The following is a 20,798-nucleotide window of genomic DNA, read 5'->3' on the forward strand; positions in this document are numbered from 1 at the left end:
CGGATATATGGTCGCAAACCGTATCGAACCAGTACTTGCATCACCCGGGGCGTCCATATATGGTCAACTAAAACTGGCCACCGTTTTAGAGTTTTTCCAGTATCGGTTTTCCGATTCGTTTGGTGATAATCCACCATTATATTCATGTGGCCTGAGCGAGCTGTAATACCCGACGATATAGCCTGTGATCGCATGAGCTGCTTCGCTAAAGTTTATATAACCTGTCACCGGCACCCACTCGTTTTTCAGGCTTCTGAAGAAGCGTTCCATCGGGCTGTTATCCCAATAGTTTCCGCGTCGGCTCATACTCTGCTTAATCCGGTAACGCCACAGTAACTGCCGGAACGACCTGCTTGTGTAATGGCTGCCCTGGTCGCTATGGAACATCACCCCGGCTGGTTTACCGCGAGTTTCCCACGCCATTTCCAGTGCTTTGATGGTCAGTCTGCTGTCCGGTGAGAACGACATTGCCCATCCCACCGGTTTCCTTGCGAACAGGTCGAGAACAACAGCGAGGTAAGCCCAACGCTTTCCTGTCCAGATATACGTCACGTCGCCGCACCACACCTGATTAGGCTTTGTCACTGCGAACTGTCGCTCAAGGTGATTCGGGATAGCGATGTGTTCATGACCACCACGTTTATACCGGTGGGTGGGCTGCTGACAACTCACCAGCCCCAGCTCTTTCATGAGCCTGCCGGCAAGCCAGCGCCCCATTCTGAAGCCTCTCAGGGTTGCCATAGTCGCGATACTTCTTGCGCCGGCAGAGCCATGGCTGATGTTATGCAGCTCCATAACCTGACTGCGTAATACAGCCCGCCTGCCGTCTGGCTTTTCAGGGCGGTTTTTCCAGTATTTGTAACTGCTGCGATGAATCCCGAACACGTGGCAGAGTGTGACCACAGGATAATGCGCTCTGAGTTTCCCGATTAACGAGAACTGTTCAGGGAGTCTGACATCAAGAGCGCGGTAGCCTTTTTTAATATTTCGTTTTCCATTTCAATGCGTTGTAGCTTTTTCTTCAGCTCGCGTATTTCGATCTGTTCCGGGGTTATGGGGGAGGTTTTTGGCATTTTGCCCTGTCGTTCATCCCGCAACTGCTTTACCCATCGCGTCATGGTAGAAAGACCAATATCCATAGCACTGGCCGCAGCTGCAACGGTGTAGTTCTGGTCAAGGACCAGTTGAGCGGATTCGCGTTTAAACTCAGCGCTGAAATTTCTTCTTTTCATTGGGGCACCTGTATTGTTCTGAGGTGAGCATATCACCTCTGTTCAGGTGGCCAAATTCAGTGTGCCATTACACCTTTAACTTTGCGTGCGCCACGGATCAACTTACCATCAGAGTCTTTACGGTCCTCAATCCTCTCCGTCAGATATAACTCAACTACATCTTTGACTGTTACAGGCTTCTGCTTAACTTTCTGCTTTTCGAGTTTCAGCAGCTTCTTTTCCTCATCCTGCTCAGTTCTGGGACATCGCCCCTGCTTTCTGATTATCTTCAGTTCGTGTAACCTTACGCGGGCATCAGCCAGAGTGGTCACAGGATAATGGCCTATCCTGTTTATCTTTACCTGTTATTGGACTGGTATAGCGGTAGAAAAATGTGCAGACTCCCATTTTTCCACGCGTAACACGAAGGCCTCTATTTTCGCCCGTATCTGCCAGAGTCATGCCGAGCTTCATGGTCTCTATACCGCGAGCGGTTAGAGGTTTATTAGGTTGTTTTTCAGGCACAGAAACCACATATAACTGATTGATATTAATGATGTAAATCTTATAAGTGTAGGTTGTTTTCGAATTCAGGTTATCACCAGACTCTTACATTGAAAACCTACACTTTGACCTACACTTTTTTTTGAGATTTGGTGATTTTTCATGAGACACGCGACACCACAAAAAATTGTAAATCTCTTAAAAAGTATTGTTTTTCAATGAAATGGAAATCATAAGTCCATGAGTACACCTGAAAATTTCGACGCTCATACACCCATGATGCAGCAGTATCTCAAGCTGAAGGCTCAGCACCCGGAAATACTGCTGTTTTACCGCATGGGCGACTTTTACGAACTGTTTTATGACGACGCAAAACGTGCGTCGCAGCTGCTCGATATCTCGCTGACCAAACGTGGCGCATCGGCAGGCGAACCCATCCCGATGGCGGGCATTCCCCACCATGCGGTGGAAAACTACCTCGCTAAGCTGGTCAATCAGGGGGAATCTGTCGCGATTTGTGAGCAGATTGGCGATCCGGCAACCAGCAAAGGTCCGGTTGAACGCAAAGTGGTACGCATCGTCACGCCGGGCACCATCAGCGATGAAGCACTTTTACAGGAACGTCAGGACAACCTGCTGGCCGCCGTCTGGCAGGACAGTAAAGGCTTTGGCTACGCCACACTGGATATCAGCTCCGGGCGTTTTCGCGTCAGTGAACCCGCAGACCGTGAGACGATGGCTGCGGAATTGCAGCGCACCAACCCTGCCGAATTGCTCTATGCCGAGGATTTCGCAGAAACATCGCTGATCGAGGGCCGTCGTGGCCTGCGTCGTCGTCCGCTGTGGGAGTTTGAAATTGATACCGCCCGCCAGCAGTTAAACCTGCAGTTTGGCACACGGGATCTGATCGGCTTTGGTGTAGAAAACGCGCCACGTGGATTATGCGCTGCCGGCTGCCTGCTGCAATATGTAAAAGATACCCAGCGCACCTCACTGCCACATATTCGCTCCATCACCATGGAACGCCAGCAGGACAGCATCATTATGGATGCCGCCACGCGTCGCAATCTGGAAATTACCCAGAACCTGGCCGGTGGCGTAGAAAACACGCTGGCATCGGTGCTCGATTGCACCGTGACGCCAATGGGTAGCCGTATGCTCAAACGCTGGCTTCATATGCCAGTCCGCGATACGCAGATACTGATCGAGCGCCAGCAGACGATCGGTGCACTGCAGGATGCGACCGGAGAGTTACAGCCGGTGTTACGTCAGGTGGGCGATCTGGAACGTATTCTGGCGCGCCTGGCACTGCGTACCGCGCGTCCACGCGATCTGGCGCGTATGCGTCACGCCTTCCAGCAATTACCGGAACTGCGCGCTCAACTGGAAAGCGTAAACAGCGCTCCCGTACAGATGCTGCGCGAAAAAATGGGCGAGTTCACGGAACTGCGTGAGCTGCTGGAGCGTGCCGTGGTTGATGCTCCGCCAGTGCTGGTACGCGATGGTGGCGTTATCGCACCGGGCTATAACGAAGAGCTGGACGAATGGCGAGCGCTGGCTGATGGCGCAACTGATTATCTGGACAGACTGGAGATCCGCGAGCGTGAGCGCACCGGCCTGGACACATTGAAAGTTGGATTTAACGCCGTCCACGGTTACTACATTCAGATCAGCCGTGGGCAGAGCCATCTGGCGCCGATTAACTATGTGCGCCGTCAGACGCTGAAAAATGCCGAGCGCTACATTATCCCTGAGCTGAAAGAGTACGAAGACAAAGTTCTGACCTCAAAAGGTAAAGCGCTGGCACTGGAAAAACAGCTGTATGACGAGCTGTTCGACATGCTGTTGCCGCATCTGGCAGATTTACAGCAGAGCGCCAGCGCACTGGCAGAACTGGACGTGCTGGTCAACCTGGCCGAACGCGCTTATACCCTGAACTATACCTGCCCGACATTCAGCGACAAGCCCGGTATCCGTATTGCAGAGGGGCGCCATCCGGTGGTGGAACAGGTGCTGAGTGAGCCGTTTATCGCCAACCCACTGAGCCTTTCCCCGCAGCGGCGGATGCTGATTATCACCGGGCCAAATATGGGCGGTAAAAGCACCTATATGCGCCAGACTGCGCTGATTGCGTTGCTGGCCTACATCGGCAGCTATGTTCCAGCACAGAAGGTAGAGATAGGTCCAATCGACCGTATCTTTACCCGTGTTGGTGCAGCGGATGACCTCGCATCCGGTCGTTCAACCTTCATGGTAGAAATGACCGAGACTGCCAATATTCTGCATAATGCCACTGAGAACAGCCTGGTGCTAATGGATGAGATTGGACGCGGAACCTCTACCTATGACGGTTTATCTCTGGCCTGGGCTTGCGCTGAAAATCTGGCGAATAGAATCAAAGCACTCACGCTGTTTGCTACCCACTACTTCGAGCTGACTCAATTACCGGAAAAAATGGAAGGCGTAGCGAACGTACATCTGGATGCGTTAGAGCACGGCGATACCATCGCCTTTATGCACAGCGTACAGGATGGCGCGGCGAGTAAGAGCTATGGTCTGGCGGTCGCGGCACTGGCTGGCGTGCCGAAAGAGGTTATCAAACGCGCACGGCAAAAACTGCGCGAGCTGGAAAGCATTACGCCAAACGCAGCGGCAACTCAGGTTGATGGTACGCAGATGTCGTTACTTTCTGCGCCGGAGGAAACCTCTCCCGCCGTTGAAGCGTTGGAAAACCTCGACCCGGATTCACTAACGCCGCGTCAGGCGCTGGAGTGGATTTATCGGTTGAAGAGTCTGGTGTAATGCTCGTTGTGCCGGATGGCAGCTACGCCTTACCCGACCTGCATATCCGCTAAAGAAAAAGGCCAGTCCCAATAAGACTGGCCTTTCTTGATAGAACTTGTGCTTACTCGCGGAACAGCGCTTCGATATTCAGCCCCTGCGTCTGCAGGATTTCACGCAGACGACGCAGGCCTTCAACCTGAATCTGGCGAACACGTTCACGGGTCAGGCCAATTTCACGGCCCACATCTTCCAGTGTCGCAGCTTCGTATCCCAGCAGACCAAAACGACGTGCCAGCACCTCACGCTGTTTGGCGTTCAGTTCGAACAGCCATTTGACGATGCTCTGTTTCATATCATCGTCTTGCGTGGTGTCTTCCGGACCATTTTCCTTTTCATCGGCCAGAATATCCAGCAACGCTTTTTCGGAATCGCCACCCAGCGGGGTGTCTACCGAGGTAATGCGCTCGTTGAGTCGGAGCATACGGCTGACGTCATCAACCGGTTTATCCAGTTGTTCAGCAATCTCTTCTGCGCTCGGTTCGTGGTCCAGTTTATGCGACAACTCACGCGCGGTACGCAGATAGACGTTCAGCTCTTTTACAATGTGGATCGGCAGTCGGATCGTACGGGTTTGGTTCATAATCGCCCGTTCGATCGTCTGGCGGATCCACCAGGTTGCGTATGTTGAGAAGCGGAACCCGCGTTCCGGGTCAAACTTCTCGACGGCACGGATAAGCCCCAGATTGCCCTCTTCAATCAGATCCAGCAACGCCAGACCACGATTGCCATAACGACGGGCAATTTTCACCACCAGACGCAGGTTACTTTCAATCATGCGGCGGCGAGAAGCGACATCTCCACGCAGTGCGCGACGCGCAAAATAAACCTCTTCTTCGGCTGTTAACAGTGGCGAATAACCAATCTCACCAAGGTAAAGCTGAGTCGCGTCCAACACACGCTGTGTGGCCCCCTGCGATAACAGCTCTTCTTCAGCCAGGTCGTTATCACTGGGTTCCTCTTCACTCAAGGCTTTCTCATCAAAAGCCTCTACTCCGTTCTCATCAAATTCCGCATCTTCATTTAAATCATGAACTTTCAGCGTATTCTGACTCATAAGGTGGCTCCTACCCGTGATCCCTAAACGGAACTAGCACGTGAAAGCCTGGTTCCGCCGAATTATCGCTGCGGTAAATAGCGCAGCGGGTTTACGGATTTCCCCTTGTAACGAATTTCAAAATGCAAGCGTGTAGAACTGGTTCCGGTGCTACCCATGGTAGCTATCTTCTGCCCCGCCTTGATTTCTTGTTGTTCCCGGACCAGCATTGTATCGTTATGGGCGTAGGCACTCAGGTAATCATCGTTGTGTTTGATGATAATAAGATTACCGTAACCACGCAGCGCGTTACCGGCATACACGACGCGTCCATCTGCGGTCGCGACAATAGCCTGTCCTTTGCTGCCTGCAATGTCGATCCCTTTATTGCCACCTTCGGTAGCCGCGAAGTTTTCGATCACTTTGCCGTCAGTCGGCCAGCGCCAGGTAGAGATTGGCGCACTGGTTGACGTGGAGCTTGCAGTCGATTCGGTTGCGCTAACTGCCGGAGCCGTTACAGGCGCTGTGACGACGGTCCCAGCAGGCTTGTTGTTCGGCAACATTTTGTTAGCACTTTGTTCACCTGAATCTTCAGAATACGTAATTGTTGGTTTCGAAGCAACAGCAACGGTGGAATTTTGTGCAGGGTTGGTCACAACTCCTTGCTGTGCTGCATCCGCCTGGGTGATGGCATTACCACCGGTAATCGGCGCACCCGACGCGTTGCCCACTTGCAGAGTTTGTCCGACATTCAGGCCATACGGGGCCGGAACGTTATTGCGTTGTGCGAGGTCACGGAAATCGTTCCCGGTAATCCAGGCAATATAGAAAAGCGTGTCGCCTTTCTTAACAGTATAGGTACTGCCACCCGTATAGCTACCTTTCGGAATATTCCCATACTGACGATTGTACACAATCCGCCCGTTTTCCATCTGGACAGGCTGTTCTGCAACCGGTTGAACCTGTGTTGGCTGAGTCGCCGGGCGTTGCACCGGTTGGATCTGTGGCGTTTGTTGTACTGTCGCCGTTGATCCCATTTTTGGTGGAGGCGTGATCAGCATGCCGGAGCTGGTGTTCGATGATGCATTGCCGCCAACAGAGCTGACCGGCGCTGGTGGATTCGAGGTGTTTGAACAACCTGCCAGCCATAACGAAACCAGTGACAATGCCGCAATACGGCGAACGGTAAATTTGTGGCTTCCCGCGCTCATTTATCCCCCAGGAAAATTTGGTTAATACCCAGTGACGTAATCACCGTGCAAGGCATCGGACTGGACACTGGAAAACGTGACCACGATACGCTTACTACTTCAGGAATATCCAGGAAAACTCCAGGTATTCAGCAGCGTTAGCTACGCTAACTCCCCTTTGACTAAGGGAACAAAGCGTACGGCCTCCACGGTGTCGATAATAAATTCGCCTCCCCGACGACGAACCCGTTTCAAAAACTGGTGCTCATCGCCCACGGGCAAGACGAGAATGCCGCCTTCATCCAACTGCATCATCAATGCCGTTGGGATCTCAGGCGGCGCTGCCGTCACAATGATAGCGTCAAACGGCGCTCGCGCCTGCCAGCCTTGCCATCCATCACCATGACGGGTCGAAACATTATGTAAATCAAGCTGTTTCAGGCGACGACGCGCCTGCCATTGCAAACCTTTAATGCGCTCAACAGAGCACACGTGATGCACCAGATGTGCCAGGATCGCCGTCTGGTAGCCAGAGCCGGTACCAATTTCCAGTACCCGCGATTGCGGCGTGAGCTCCAGCAGCTCGGTCATGCGAGCTACCATATAGGGCTGTGAGATGGTCTGCCCCTGGCCAATCGGCAGGGCGATATTATCCCAGGCCTTATGTTCAAACGCCTCATCAACGAACTTTTCACGCGGCACGGCGGCGAGCGCATCGAGGACATGCTCATCTCTGATGCCCTGCGCACGTAATTGTTCAAGGAGAGTGTGTACGCGTCTGCTTACCATTGCGTGTCGACTCCCACGCTGTCTAACCAGTCAGAAACAACCTCATGCGCACCGTATGCGGTTAAATCAACATGCAGCGGCGTGACAGAAACATAACCTTCATCAACGGCAGCAAAATCCGTATCCGGACCGGCATCGCACTTTTCGCCCGGCGGCCCGATCCAGTACAGCGTATTACCACGCGGGTCCTGCTGTGGGATCACCTGATCCGCCGGATGACGGCTGCCGCAGCGGGTGACCCGAATACCTTTAATCTGATCCAGTGGCAAGTCCGGTACGTTGATATTCAGAATGCGTCCGGTGCGCAGCGGTTCGCGGCTTAACGCGCGTAAAATCCGGCAGGTTATCGCCGCAGCGGTATCGTAGTGTTTATGACCATCAAGTGAGACCGCCAGCGCAGGGAATCCGAGATGACGACCTTCCATTGCTGCCGCCACGGTACCGGAGTAAATGACATCATCCCCCAGGTTCGGACCCGCATTAATCCCGGAAACGACAATGTCCGGGCGCGGACGCATTAATGCGTTCACACCAAGGTAGACGCAATCGGTGGGCGTCCCCATTTGCACGGCGATATCGCCATTATCAAAGGTGAAAGTGCGAAGCGAGGATTCCAGCGTCAGCGAGTTAGACGCGCCACTGCGGTTACGATCCGGGGCAACCACCTGTACGTCAGCAAACTCACGCAGCGCTTTCGCCAGCGTTTGTATACCGGGTGCGTGGACCCCATCATCGTTACTCAGCAATATACGCATAATCACCCATTGTGTTAATAAGTTCCCTTACAACACTGGTGGCGAAGCTACCTGCCGGTAGCCAGAAGCGCAACTCAACGGTTACGTCATCCCACCAGTTCCAGCTTAATTGTTGTGGATACAGCAACATAGCGCGACGCGATACCTCAACTCTCTCACGCATTAACAGAGACTGTAGTGCGGTTTCGTCAGCAATAGCAGCCTCTTCAAACGCCAGAGCATCGCGCTGAGTTCCCCACTCACCGCAGCCCGGTAGTGCCGCTGTTACCATCAATTCTTTTTCATCAACACGACGCTGTAATTCGGTCTGTTCGTCCTGTGTGGCGACAAACCAGCTTCCGCGTCCCGACAATTGTAGCGCATCGCCGTCAACAACTTGATTAAAGTCTGTTTTTTTCAAGCGTTCATTGACTATCTGATTAAACAACGCGCTACGGGCTGCCGACAACCAAAAACTGCGTTTATTGCGATCGCGCACCGGCGCATCGCTTTGTGCCCAGCGCAGCGCACCTTGCAGGTTGCTGCCACCGATACCAAAACGTTGGGCACCGAAATAGTTCGGGACGCCGCGCTTGCTAATCGCCTGTAAACGCGCTTCAACATCATCACGCTCGCTCACTTCACGCAACACCAGCGTAAAAGCGTTGCCTTTCAGGGCGCCTAAACGCAGCTTACGCTTGTGGCGGGCGTACTCCAGCACTTTACAACCTTCAAGCTCAAATTTGCTTAAATCGGGCATTGCATTGCCCGGCACGCGCGCGCACAGCCACTGCTCGGTGACAGCATGCTTATCTTTCTGTCCGGCAAAGCTGACTTCGCGGGCGTGGATTTTAAGGAATTTGGCCAGCGCGTCAGCCACAAAACGGGTGTTACAACCGTTCTTCAGAATACGCACCAGAACGTGCTCGCCTTCGCCATCCGGTTCGAAGCCTAAATCTTCGACGACGACAAAGTCTTCCGGATTTGCTTTCAGAACTCCGTGGCCGAGTGGTTTACCATGGAGATAGGTCAGATTTTCAAACGCAGTCATTTCGTTGCCTTAATGAGTAACGCCACCGCTTCACAGGCAATCCCTTCCCCACGCCCGGTAAAACCGAGTTTTTCCGTGGTGGTCGCTTTCACGTTAACATCATCCATATGGCAGCCGAGATCCTCGGCAATAAACACCCGCATTTGCGGAATGTGCGGCAGCATCTTCGGCGCCTGAGCAATAATAGTGACATCCACATTACCAAGCGTATAACCTTTAGCCTGAATACGCCGCCAGGCCTCACGCAATAACTCGCGGCTATCGGCACCTTTGAACGCTGCATCGGTATCCGGGAAAAGTTTTCCAATATCACCCAACGCCGCTGCACCCAGCAGGGCATCGGTTAGCGCATGTAATGCCACATCGCCATCAGAATGCGCCAGCAGTCCTTTTTCATACGGGATGCGCACACCACCAATGATAATTGGGCCAACGCCTCCAAAGGCATGTACGTCAAAACCGTGTCCAATTCGCATTATGCATTCTCCTGATAGACACATCATTCTTCAAGCCGCCTATATGTTGGCCGCCTCGGTACATCATGAATGATGCTGTGTAGGGGTTGTTCGGGTCAGATAAAATTCCGCCAGCGCCAGATCTTCCGGACGGGTGACTTTAATGTTGTCAGCGCGTCCTTCAACCAGCAGCGGATGAAAACCGCAATATTCCAGTGCCGAAGCCTCATCCGTAATGGTTGCGCCTTCGTTTAACGCTCGAGTCAGGCAATCGTGTAACAGCTCGCGTGGGAAATACTGCGGTGTCAACGCATGCCATAAATCGGTGCGTTCGACCGTATGAGCAATCTCGGTCTTACCAGGCTCCGCACGTTTCATGGTGTCGCGCACGGGAGCCGCCAGGATACCGCCGATACGGCTGGTTTCACTTATTGCCAGTAAGCGGGCTAAATCATCCTGATGCAGACATGGCCGCGCGGCATCATGCACCAGTACCCACTGAGCGTCCCCAGCAGCTTGCAAACCAGCAAGGACAGAATCGGCACGCTCATCGCCGCCATCCACCATGGTAATTTGCGGATGCGCTGCAAGTGGAAGTTGGGCAAAGCGGTTGTCGCCGGGACTGATAGCAATGACGACACGCGTCACCCGGGGATGCGCCAGTAGCGCATCAACCGAGTGTTCAAGGATGGTTTTATTGCCAATTGAGAGGTACTGCTTAGGACACTCCGTCTGCATTCGGCGGCCAAATCCGGCAGCCGGCACCACGGCGCAAACGTCCAATAAAGTGGCTGCCATGTTAAATCCCTGGATGGTTTATCGATTGTTTTGCCCTGCGGTCTGTGCGCGTTTAGACGCGTCAGGGACCAGGCGATAAAACGTTTCGCCCGGCTTAGTCATGCTGAGTTCGTTGCGTGCGCGTTCCTCGATAGCTTCCTGACCGCCATTGAGATCGTCAATTTCTGCAAAGAGCTGATCGTTACGCGCTTTAAGTTTCGCGTTTGTAGCTTGCTGCGCAGCAACATCATCGTTGACGCGACTATAGTCATGTATGCCGTTCTTACCGAACCACAGCGAATACTGTAGCCAGACCAATAAAGCCAGCAACAGCAGCGTTAGTTTACCCATCCTGCCCCCTGAAAAACGGCATTAACATCCCATAACTTCCGTCGACGATTTTACGTCTGCGGGCGGGAATGCCGCGACAACGCGGGCAAATGTACCACATTTGCCCGTTGTTACGTATACCCCGTGTAAGGAGAACATAATCTCATTGTTGGTTACGGTTTGAATTAGAGCTGCCGGTATGCAGCACCACTCGCCATGAAAAAAGGGAAGCGAAGCTAGCCCAGCAGCCACAGGAACAATGCGCCAAACATCGTCCCAACCACCAGCAGGGTAAACGTAACGCTTAGCAGCAGCCGTCCCTTCATAAGCGAATGCAGGGCAATACCCGCCACAATGGCGACAGGCAGCAACGCGAGGAAAAAAGGCCAGGTATAGAGGAAGAAAAACAGCGTATTAGGACCATACATCAGGCACGGGAACCCCAGCGCCAGCAACCACGCAGCAAAACCGACAACGGCACCCGGTAGTGACCAGGTGGTTTCGTCGCCGGCGGCGAAAGTCTCTGACTCTGTAATAGTAATGTTATGGCTGTTGCGCATATCTAATCCTGTGACCATGACTGACCGGGCATACCTGTTTTAAAACCGCGAGGAGTCCGGTGGTGTCTCAGGATCTGATAATATCTTCCTGCCTCAGCAGGTCTAATAATTGAGAGACCAAATTTGTTACTAATTGTTCACCATTCAGATGAATCTCTGGCGATTCAGGCGCTTCGTATACCGAGTCAATTCCAGTAAAATTACGCAACTCACCCGCCCGCGCTTTTTTATACAGCCCTTTTGGATCACGTGATTCACAGGTTGCCAGCGGCGTATCGACAAACACCTCTATAAAACGCCCATGACCCACACGTTCGCGAACCATCTGTCGTTCAGCACGATGAGGGGAAATAAAAGCAGTCAGTACCACCAGCCCCGCATCCACCATCAAGTTAGCCACTTCCCCAACCCGGCGAATATTCTCCTTACGATCGGCATCGCTAAATCCGAGATCGCTGCACAGACCGTGGCGCACGTTATCGCCATCCAGCAGATAAGTGCTCACCCCCTGCTTGTGCAGCGCTTCTTCCAGCGCTCCCGCTACCGTGGATTTACCCGAACCAGAGAGTCCGGTAAACCACAGCACAACACCACGATGGCCGTGGTGTTGCTCCCGCTGTTGCGGCGTAACAGGATGGGCATGCCAGACGACGTTTTCGTCATGCAGCGCCATTATTTTCCTCCCAGCAGATCGCGTGCACCCCAGTGTGGGAAGTGACGACGTACCAGCGCATTGAGCTCCAGTTCAAACGCGCTGAACTGGGATACCGTGGCCTGCTCCTGGACGATCGGCTCGCGTACCAGTCCAGCCCCGACGGTGACATTCGTCAGACGGTCAATGATAATCAGGCCGCCCGTGACCGGATTATGCTGATAGGTATCCAGCACCAGCGGTTCATCAAACGTCAAATTAACCAGGCCAATACCGTTCAGCGGTAAGGCTTCGACTTCACGCTGGGTCAGGTTATTGATATCAACCTGATACGCTACGCTATCAACACGCGCACGCGTCTTCTTGCCCGCGACTTTGATGTCATAGCTCTGCCCTGGCGACAGTGCCTGCTCCGCCATCCACACCACATCAACGGCAGCGCTTTGCACCGCTGGCAGCGTTTCCTGGGCATCAAGCAGCAGGTCACCACGGCTGATATCGATCTCATCTTTTAGCACAAGGGTAATGGCTTCACCGGCATGCGCTTCCTGCAAGTCGCCATCAAACGTGACAATCCGGGCAACGGTCGACTCAACGCCAGACGGCAACACTTTGACGCGTTGTCCCACCTTCACGCTACCGGAGGCCAGTGTTCCGGCATAACCACGAAAATCAAGGTTTGGGCGGTTCACATACTGCACCGGGAATCGCATCGGCTGAGTATCGACAACACGCTGGATTTCAACGGTTTCAAGCACTTCCAGCAGCGTCGGACCGCTGTACCACGGCATGCTGAAACTTTGTGACGCCACGTTGTCACCTTCCAGTGCTGAAAGCGGTACAAAACGGATATCCAGGTTGCCCGGCAACTGCTCTGCAAAGGTCAGATAATCTTCACGAATCCGGTTAAATGTCTCTTCGCTAAAATCCACCAGATCCATTTTGTTAATCGCAACAATCAGATGTTTTATTCCCAACAGCGTAGAAATAAAGCTGTGGCGGCGGGTCTGATCCAACACGCCTTTACGTGCATCGATAAGCAGGATCGCCAGATCGCAGGTCGACGCACCGGTTGCCATATTGCGTGTGTACTGCTCATGACCGGGAGTATCCGCAATGATAAATTTGCGTTTTTCGGTGGAGAAATAACGGTAGGCCACGTCAATAGTGATGCCCTGTTCGCGCTCGGCCTGCAAGCCATCAACCAACAGCGCCAGATCGAGCTTCTCACCCTGCGTGCCATGACGTTTACTATCATTGTGCAGCGATGAGAGCTGATCTTCGTAGATCTGCCGGGTATCATGCAACAGACGCCCAATCAGGGTGCTTTTCCCGTCATCCACGCTACCGCAGGTTAAAAAACGCAGCAGGCTTTTGTGTTGTTGGGCGATCATCCAGGCTTCAACGCCGCCTTCATTAGCAATTTGTTGTGCAAGTGTCGTGTTCATGGCGGCTCCTTAGAAATACCCCTGACGTTTCTTCAGCTCCATGGAGCCCGCCTGGTCGCGGTCAATCACGCGCCCCTGACGTTCACTGGTGGTTGAGACCAGCATCTCTTCGATGATTTCCGGTAGCGTCTGCGCGTCCGACTCCACCGCGCCAGTGAGTGGCCAGCAGCCGAGAGTACGGAAACGCACCATACGTTTTTTGATCACTTCACCAGGCTGCAGATCGATCCTGTCGTCATCAATCATCATCAACATGCCGTCGCGCTCAAGCACCGGACGCTCTGCGGCAAGGTACAGCGGAACAATGTCGATATTCTCCAGCCAGATGTACTGCCAGATATCCTGTTCCGTCCAGTTAGAGAGCGGAAATACGCGAATGCTTTCGCCTTTATTAATCTGGCCGTTATAGTTGTGCCACAGCTCCGGACGCTGGTTTTTCGGGTCCCAACGATGAAAACGATCGCGGAAGGAATAGATACGCTCTTTCGCGCGCGATTTCTCTTCATCACGGCGTGCGCCGCCGAATGCTGCGTCAAAACCGTATTTGTTCAGCGCCTGCTTCAACCCTTCGGTTTTCATAATATCGGTGTGCTTGGCGCTACCATGGACAAATGGGTTTATGCCCATCGCCACCCCTTCCGGGTTTTTATGCACCAGCAGTTCGCAGCCGTAGGCTTTTGCTGTTCGGTCACGAAACTCATACATCTCGCTGAATTTCCAGCCGGTATCAACGTGCAGCAGAGGAAACGGCAGTGAACCAGGATAAAACGCTTTGCGCGCCAGATGCAGCATTACGCTGGAATCTTTGCCGATGGAATACATCATCACCGGATTCGAAAACTCGGCGGCCACCTCACGAATGATATGGATGCTCTCCGCTTCCAGTTGCCGCAGGTGGGTAAGTCGTTTTTGATCCATAACCGTTCCTATGTATTGCCGTTATTTTGCTAACGAAGTTCAGATAACCTGACTATAGGGAGGGCAAGAGAGCGAATGAAATTACGAATTGGAATGAGTAGTTCCTCAAAGGAATAACGATCTGGAAAAGCAAATATCAAAAAGTGCTTAAGCCGCCGGATTTCGGGCATTTAGGAGCAAATGAAATTGTTTTACCTCGATCACGGTTTCATACTAGCGGCTGAAAATTTCTGCTTGGTATTTAAGGACTCATTATGTTTCTCGCATCGCGCCACATTCTTGCAGCCATGGCGTTCGGCGCGTGCTTTATCCTTCCCGCACAGGCAACCTCTTCGAAGCCCGGAGATATGGCAAATACTCAGGCCCGATATATCGCAACATTTTTTCCTGGCCGCGTGACGGGCTCTCCGGCAGAAATGCTATCTGCCGATTATTTACGTCAGCAATTTCAGCAGATGGGCTATCGCAGTGATATTCGGACGTTTAATAGCCGTTATATTTATACCGCCAAAGACAACCGTAAGAACTGGCATAACGTTACAGGCAGCACCGTCATTGCAGCGCATGAAGGCAAAGCGCCGCAGCAGATTATCATCATGGCGCATCTCGACACTTACGCCGCGCAGAGCGATGCCGATTCCGATGCCAATCTGGGCGGATTAACGCTGCAGGGTATCGACGATAATGCCGCCGGTCTGGGCGTAATGCTGGAGCTGGCTGAAAAACTGAAAAATGTGCCGACGCAGTACGGCATTCGGTTTATCGCCACCAGCGGCGAGGAAGAAGGCAAACTTGGCGCAGAAAATATCCTTAAACGCATGAGTGCAGCAGAGAAGAAAAATACGCTGCTGGTTATCAACCTCGATAACCTGATCGTCGGGGATAAGCTCTACTTCAATAGTGGGAAAAGAACCCCGGAAGCCGTACGAAAACTGACGCGCGACCGGGCGCTGGCAATTGCACACAGCCGCGGTATCGTCGCCAGTACCAACCCTGGCCTGAATAAAGGCTATCCGAAAGGAACCGGATGTTGTAACGATGCCGAAGTCTTCGACAAAGCGGGAATCGCCGTACTTTCGGTGGAAGCAACCAACTGGAACCTGGGTAAAAAAGACGGTTATCAGCAACGTGCCAAAACTGCCTCTTTCCCCGCTGGTAACAGCTGGCACGACGTGCGTCTGGACAACCTGCAGCATATCGATAAAGCGCTTCCAGGGCGGATTGAACACCGCAGCCGCGATGTCGTACGCATTATGCTGCCACTGGTCAAAGAGCTGGCGAAAGCAGGTTAATACTCAAGTACAATGCCCGGTAGCATTCCGATGCTTGCTGGGCATTGTCGCTCATTACCCCTCGTGCAATCCGCACTCACGCTTCAGCCCGAAGAAGCGCGTCTCTTCTTCTGCCATGCCTGGCTCCCATTTACGCGTCGTGTGGGTATCACCAACTGACAGGTAGCCTTGATCCCACAACGGATGATACTTCAGACCGTGTTTTTGCAGGTACTGGTAAACCGTACGGTTGTCCCAGTCGATAATCGGCAGCACTTTAAAGACGCCGCGCTGAATAGCCAATACCGGTAAATGTGCACGGCTACCGGACTGCTCGCGGCGCAGACCGGCAAACCAGGTTTGTGCATTCAGTTCTTGCAGTGCCCGATTCATCGGTTCGACTTTGTTGATGTCATTGTATTTTTCAATGCCTTCAACGCCCTGCTCCCACAATTTTCCGTAGCGCGCTTCCTGCCAGGCGGCACTCTCTTTTGCCCGGTAGACCTGCAGATTGAGTTTGAGCTTGTCCGTTAACTCGTCAATAAACTGGTAGGTTTCCGGGAACAGATAACCGGTATCAGTGAGGATCACCGGAATATCCGGACGGATCTGACTCACCAGATGCAGACTGACCGCCGCCTGAATACCAAAGCTTGATGAAAGCACATATTCGCCGGGCAGGTTTTCCAGCGCCCACGCCACGCGTTCTTCCGCACTCAGCTTTTCCAGTTGGCTGTTGGTTTCTGCCAGTGCCATAACACGCTCAACTTTTGGCAGTGCGTTCAGTGCGTTTAGATCGAGTACGGACATAGTTACCTCGTTTATTCCCAGAAATCCCGGGCGGGATCGAGCACCGGGCGAATAATGCCCGCACGCACTGTAAAGTCACCGAAGCCTTCACCCGCTTCGCGTTCTTTCGCCCAGCGCCCAATCAGTTCATCCAGCGAAGCCAGAATTTCCGGCTCGGTGATATTTTCTTTGAACATCCGTGGAATGCGCGTCCCGATACGGTTTCCGCCCAGATGCAGGTTATAGCGCCCAGGCGCTTTACCCACCAGCCCCACTTCCGCCAGCATGGCACGACCACAGCCGTTCGGGCAGCCCGTGACCCGCATGACAATGTTTTCATCACTCAAATCATGCTTCGCCATCAACGTATCAATGTTGTCGATAAACGTTGGCAGGAATCGTTCTGCCTCGGCCATTGCCAACGGACAGGTCGGGAACGATACACAGGCCATTGAGTTTTCACGCTGCGGGGTCACCACATTCATCAGGCCGCTTTTCTGCGCAATCTTCTCAATCTTCGCTTTATCACTCTCCGGGACACCGGCAATGATCAGGTTCTGGTTGGCCGTGATACGGAACTCGCCTTTGTGGATCTTCGCGATCTCCAGCAAGCCTGTTTTCAACGGGCGCCCCGGATAATCCAGAATACGACCGTTTTCAATAAACAGCGTCAGGTGCCATTTATTGTCAATCCCTTTCACCCAACCAATCCTGTCGCCACGACCGGTAAACTCATACGGACGAATCGGCTCGAATTTGATCCCCGCACGACGTTCAACTTCCTCTTTAAACGTCTCGACACCAACCCGCTCCAGCGTGTATTTGGTTTTAGCGTTTTTGCGGTCAGTACGATTACCCCAGTCGCGCTGCGTGGTCACCACCGCTTCCGCAACGGCCAGCGTGTGTTCCAGCGGCAGATAACCAAATTCACTTGCGGTGCGCGCGTAGGTTTTCTTGTTACCGTGTTCAATAGACAAGCCACCGCCCACCAGCAAGTTAAAGCCCACCAGCTTGCCGTTTTCGGCAATCGCTACGAAGTTCATGTCGTTGGCATGCAGATCGATGTCGTTCTGCGGCGGGATCACCACCGTCGTTTTAAACTTACGGGGCAGATAGGTCTGGCCGAGGATCGGCTCTTCATCCGTCGTCGCGACTTTTTCCTGATCCAGCCAAATCTCGGCATACGCACGGGTGCGCGGTAGAAGGTGTTCAGAGATCTTCTTCGCCCACTCGTAAGCTTCCGCGTGCAATTCGGACTCATACGGATTGGAGGTACACAACACGTTACGGTTCATATCGTTGGCGGTTGCCAGCGCGTCCAGCCCCACTGAATGCAGCATCTGGTGCACCGGTTTTACGTTCTTCTTCAGAATACCGTGAAACTGAAACGTCTGGCGGTTCGTCAGACGAATACTGCCGTAAATCGTGTTGTCGTGGGCGAATTTATCAATCGCCTGCCATTGTTTGGTGGTGATGACTCCCCCCGGCAGGCGGCAGCGCAGCAGCATCGCATGACGCGGCTCCAGCTTCTGTTCGGCACGTTCGGCGCGAATATCGCGGTCGTCCTGCTGGTACATACCGTGAAAACGGATCAGCAGAAAGTTATCACCTTTAAAACCGCCGGTGAGGCCATCATTCAAATCTTCGGCAATGGTACCGCGCAGGTAGTTGCTCTCTACCTTCATGCGCTCTGCGTCCGTCAGTTTGCCTTCGACCACCAGTGGGCCAGGATGTTTTTCGCTCATTAGTAGACATCTCGCTGATAACGGCGCTCTACGCGCAGCTCACTTAAAAATTCGTCCGCCGTTTCGACGTCCATACCGCCGAATTCGGCAATCACTTCCAGCAAAGCCTGCTCAACGTCTTTCGCCATGCGATTGGCGTCGCCGCAGACATAAATGTGCGCACCGTCATTAATCCAGCGCCACAGTTCTGCGCCCTGTTGGCGCAGTTTATCTTGTACGTAGACTTTATCTTTTTGATCACGGGACCAGGCAAGGTCGATACGGCTGAGTACGCCTTCTTTGACGTAGCGCTGCCATTCCACCTGATACAGGAAATCTTCAGTAAAGTGCGGATTACCAAAGAACAGCCAGTTTTTCCCTTCTGCACCGTCTGCCGCACGTTGCTGCATAAAGGCGCGGAACGGCGCAATCCCCGTTCCCGGCCCGATCATAATTACCGGTGTTTGCGGATTTTCTGGCAGGCGGAAGTTGTCGTTATGCTCAATGAACACACGCACTTCGCCCTCTTCCTCAACGCGATCGGCAAGGAAGCCGGAGGCCCCGCCTGCACGCGCACGGCCTTCAACCTCAAAACGCACGGCACCAACGGTGATATGGACTTCGCTTTCCACTTCAGCCTGGGATGAGGCAATGGAGTACAACCGTGGGGTCAGCGGACGCAGCAAGCCAATTAACGCGTCGGCATCGAGTTGTGCCGGGGAGAAACGCAGCATATCGACAATAGGGGTGGTAGTCGCATAGTGTTGCAACTGCGCTTTATCCCCCACCAGCGGCAGTAACGTTTCACTACGCGTTAAAGTGGCGTAATTCTCTACGATATTGGCAGTGTTCACCGTCAGCTCGAAGTGCCACTGTAGCGCTTCGGTAAGCGGCAATAATTTCCCGTCAACCGTGACCGGTTCATCGCCTTTCAGCCACAGCAGTTCCACAATTTCTTTGACCAGGGCCGGATCGTTCTGATACCAGACACCCAGTGCGTCGCCTGGCTGATAGCGCAGGCCAGAATCACCCAAATCAATTTCGATATGGCGTACATCTTTTTCAGAGTCGCGACCGGTAATTTTCTGGTTCACTGCAAGTGTTGCACTCAGCGGTGCTTCTTTGGTGTAAGGGCTGGTGTGCACCTCGTTAACCGCACCGCTCGCTGCCGCGTGTGCAGACGGCGCAACAGGCGCACGCGCCTTCAGTACATCAACCAGGCGGGCACGCCACTGGGCGGCTGCGGCCTGATATTCGACATCCGCATCCACGCGATCGAGCAGGCGTTCGCCACCCAACTCTGCCAGTTTCGCATCAAAGTCTTTACCTGACTGGCAGAAAAATTCGTAAGACGTATCGCCAAGGCCAAATACAGCAAAGGCCGTGTTTTCAAGCTTTGGCGCTTTTTTAGAGAACAAGTATTTATGCAACGCCACCGCTTCTTCCGCCGGTTCACCTTCTCCCTGCGTCGAGGCCACCACGACCAGCAATTTCTCGTTGGCAATGCTTTTAAATTTATAATCGCCAGCATTGATCAGGGTGACATTGAGCTGAGCAGCAATCAGATCGTCGCGTAAGGCTTCCGCCACGCGACGTGCATTGCCGGTTTGCGAAGCAGAGATGAGTGTAATCCCTGGCATTTCAGCAGCAGGCGCAGGCGCTGCAGCATTTGCTCCCGGCTGCTGATTTAGCACGCCCCAGAAATAGCCAGACACCCACGCAAGCTGTGTGGGAGTAAGATCGGTCGTGGCCGCCGTAAGGCGCGCCAGTTGCTCCGGGTTCAGCGGAAGCAAATTTGAAGGTGAGGCCTGTGTTGTCATGCGTCATTACATTCCAGTAGCAAAGCTGAATTTAATAAGAAAAGCCAAACTGAAGATAAGGTTAACGGTGGGGCTAATAACAATTAAAGAAGGGATGGAAATAATAAATAACCAAATGGACTAACCTGTTTTAGTTGTCGTTCTTAACGATAAAAACGATTACATAACAAATTGAAATATAAGAATAAAAATCACATCACCGGTCACTTTCCCTACTGACCTCTGGAATGGCCGTTTTAGTTAATGATAAAAAATGTGCTTTCCGGTACTATGCGGCGGTTTTTTCCGCATTACTTGAGAGTTCATGATGTCCACCACACTGTTTAAAGATTTCATCTTCGAAGCCGCACACCATCTTCCACATGTACCGCAAGGACATAAATGTGGCCGCCTGCACGGACACTCATTTATGGTGCGTCTTGAAATCACCGGTGAAGTCGATCCCCATACCGGCTGGATCATGGACTTTGCCGAACTGAAAGCCGCATTTAAGCCGACTTACGACAGGCTTGATCACTACTACCTGAATGATATTCCGGGCCTTGAGAACCCTACCAGTGAAGTGCTGGCAAAATGGATTTGGGATCAGGTAAAACCGGTTGTCCCGCTGCTGAGCGCGGTGATGATTAAAGAGACCTGCACAGCAGGCTGCGTGTATCGCGGAGAGTGATTTTATCGTCTGTGTCAGCGGTCAATAT

19 protein-coding genes are annotated in these 20,798 nt (G+C 52.9%); 3 read left to right on the forward strand and 16 right to left on the reverse strand.

Annotated features, from left to right (window positions below; translation table 11 throughout):
* Window positions 1-63: 63 nt before the first annotated feature.
* A protein-coding gene (locus tag ACLJXE_RS22195) for an IS3 family transposase (RefSeq protein WP_410752041.1) occupies window positions 64-1,232 on the reverse strand; the annotation gives its coding sequence in 2 pieces (ribosomal slippage) (window positions 64-983 and window positions 983-1,232; 1,170 coding nt in all).
* A gap of 723 nt (window positions 1,233-1,955) precedes the next feature.
* On the opposite strand from ACLJXE_RS22195, the gene mutS reads away from it, so the two are divergent.
* Window positions 1,956-4,517 carry a DNA mismatch repair protein MutS gene (gene mutS / locus ACLJXE_RS22200; protein ID WP_410752042.1) on the forward strand — a complete coding sequence of 854 codons (2,562 nt, stop codon included), beginning with the start codon at window positions 1,956-1,958 and terminating at the stop codon, window positions 4,515-4,517.
* 103 nt (window positions 4,518-4,620) lie between these two features.
* Here the strand turns inward: mutS and rpoS are convergent, their stop codons facing one another.
* From rpoS to cysD, 12 genes are all read right to left on the reverse strand, one after another.
* Window positions 4,621-5,613, reverse strand: a complete 993-nt coding sequence (rpoS, locus tag ACLJXE_RS22205; protein ID WP_000081498.1) for an RNA polymerase sigma factor RpoS — start codon at window positions 5,611-5,613, stop codon at window positions 4,621-4,623.
* Between the two features lie 62 nt (window positions 5,614-5,675).
* On the reverse strand, window positions 5,676-6,758 hold the full coding sequence (gene nlpD, locus ACLJXE_RS22210; protein WP_410752043.1) for a murein hydrolase activator NlpD: 1,083 nt from the start codon (window positions 6,756-6,758) through the stop codon (window positions 5,676-5,678).
* Window positions 6,759-6,944: 186 nt separating this feature from the next.
* A complete protein-coding gene (locus ACLJXE_RS22215) occupies window positions 6,945-7,571 on the reverse strand; it encodes a protein-L-isoaspartate(D-aspartate) O-methyltransferase (RefSeq protein ID WP_061068474.1) in 627 nt (208 codons plus the stop codon).
* A complete protein-coding gene (gene surE / locus ACLJXE_RS22220; protein WP_410752044.1) occupies window positions 7,565-8,326 on the reverse strand; it encodes a 5'/3'-nucleotidase SurE in 762 nt (253 codons plus the stop codon). Before surE ends, ACLJXE_RS22215 begins: the two co-directional genes overlap by 7 nt.
* On the reverse strand, window positions 8,307-9,356 hold the full coding sequence (gene truD / locus ACLJXE_RS22225; RefSeq protein WP_410752045.1) for a tRNA pseudouridine(13) synthase TruD: 1,050 nt from the start codon (window positions 9,354-9,356) through the stop codon (window positions 8,307-8,309). Before truD ends, surE begins: the two co-directional genes overlap by 20 nt.
* Complete coding sequence (ispF, locus tag ACLJXE_RS22230; protein WP_005130881.1) at window positions 9,353-9,832, reverse strand: 2-C-methyl-D-erythritol 2,4-cyclodiphosphate synthase; 480 nt, start codon at window positions 9,830-9,832, stop codon at window positions 9,353-9,355. The genes truD and ispF overlap by 4 nt, the downstream gene beginning before the upstream one ends.
* A gap of 63 nt (window positions 9,833-9,895) precedes the next feature.
* Complete coding sequence (ispD, locus tag ACLJXE_RS22235) at window positions 9,896-10,609, reverse strand: 2-C-methyl-D-erythritol 4-phosphate cytidylyltransferase (RefSeq protein ID WP_410752046.1); 714 nt, start codon at window positions 10,607-10,609, stop codon at window positions 9,896-9,898.
* Window positions 10,610-10,627: 18 nt separating this feature from the next.
* Complete coding sequence (gene ftsB, locus ACLJXE_RS22240; protein WP_003034163.1) at window positions 10,628-10,939, reverse strand: cell division protein FtsB; 312 nt, start codon at window positions 10,937-10,939, stop codon at window positions 10,628-10,630.
* Window positions 10,940-11,154: 215 nt separating this feature from the next.
* Window positions 11,155-11,478, reverse strand: a complete 324-nt coding sequence (locus ACLJXE_RS22245) for a DUF3561 family protein (RefSeq protein WP_410752047.1) — start codon at window positions 11,476-11,478, stop codon at window positions 11,155-11,157.
* Between the two features lie 67 nt (window positions 11,479-11,545).
* Window positions 11,546-12,151, reverse strand: a complete 606-nt coding sequence (cysC, locus tag ACLJXE_RS22250; protein ID WP_271442473.1) for an adenylyl-sulfate kinase — start codon at window positions 12,149-12,151, stop codon at window positions 11,546-11,548.
* Complete coding sequence (gene cysN, locus ACLJXE_RS22255) at window positions 12,151-13,578, reverse strand: sulfate adenylyltransferase subunit CysN (protein WP_410752048.1); 1,428 nt, start codon at window positions 13,576-13,578, stop codon at window positions 12,151-12,153. Before cysN ends, cysC begins: the two co-directional genes overlap by 1 nt.
* A 9-nt stretch (window positions 13,579-13,587) precedes the next feature.
* Window positions 13,588-14,496: a sulfate adenylyltransferase subunit CysD gene (cysD, locus tag ACLJXE_RS22260; RefSeq protein ID WP_005130891.1), complete on the reverse strand. Its 909-nt coding sequence runs from the start codon at window positions 14,494-14,496 to the stop codon at window positions 13,588-13,590.
* Window positions 14,497-14,750: 254 nt separating this feature from the next.
* Between cysD and ACLJXE_RS22265 the strand changes: the two genes are divergently transcribed.
* The gene (locus ACLJXE_RS22265; RefSeq protein WP_410752049.1) at window positions 14,751-15,788 is read left to right on the forward strand and encodes an aminopeptidase; all 1,038 of its coding nucleotides are present in this window, start codon (window positions 14,751-14,753) and stop codon (window positions 15,786-15,788) included.
* A gap of 54 nt (window positions 15,789-15,842) precedes the next feature.
* On the opposite strand, the gene cysH is transcribed toward ACLJXE_RS22265, so the two are convergent.
* Genes cysH through cysJ form a run of 3 tightly spaced genes read right to left on the reverse strand, consistent with a single transcriptional unit; the run spans window position 15,843 to window position 20,100 of the window.
* Window positions 15,843-16,577 (reverse strand): phosphoadenosine phosphosulfate reductase, encoded by a 735-nt coding sequence (gene cysH / locus ACLJXE_RS22270; RefSeq protein WP_410752050.1) that lies wholly within the window; start codon window positions 16,575-16,577, stop codon window positions 15,843-15,845.
* A gap of 11 nt (window positions 16,578-16,588) precedes the next feature.
* Entirely contained in the window at window positions 16,589-18,301 is a 1,713-nt protein-coding gene (gene cysI, locus ACLJXE_RS22275; protein ID WP_410752051.1) for an assimilatory sulfite reductase (NADPH) hemoprotein subunit, read from the reverse strand.
* On the reverse strand, window positions 18,301-20,100 hold the full coding sequence (cysJ, locus tag ACLJXE_RS22280; RefSeq protein WP_410752052.1) for an NADPH-dependent assimilatory sulfite reductase flavoprotein subunit: 1,800 nt from the start codon (window positions 20,098-20,100) through the stop codon (window positions 18,301-18,303). Before cysJ ends, cysI begins: the two co-directional genes overlap by 1 nt.
* Before the next feature lie 304 nt (window positions 20,101-20,404).
* On the opposite strand from cysJ, the gene queD reads away from it, so the two are divergent.
* Window positions 20,405-20,770, forward strand: coding sequence for a 6-carboxytetrahydropterin synthase QueD (gene queD / locus ACLJXE_RS22285; protein WP_410752053.1), 366 nt, complete (start codon window positions 20,405-20,407; stop codon window positions 20,768-20,770).
* Window positions 20,771-20,798 lie beyond the last annotated feature (28 nt).

Origin of the sequence: Citrobacter sp. U14242, assembly GCF_046555775.1 — a bacterium.
Classification (GTDB): domain Bacteria; phylum Pseudomonadota; class Gammaproteobacteria; order Enterobacterales; family Enterobacteriaceae; genus Citrobacter.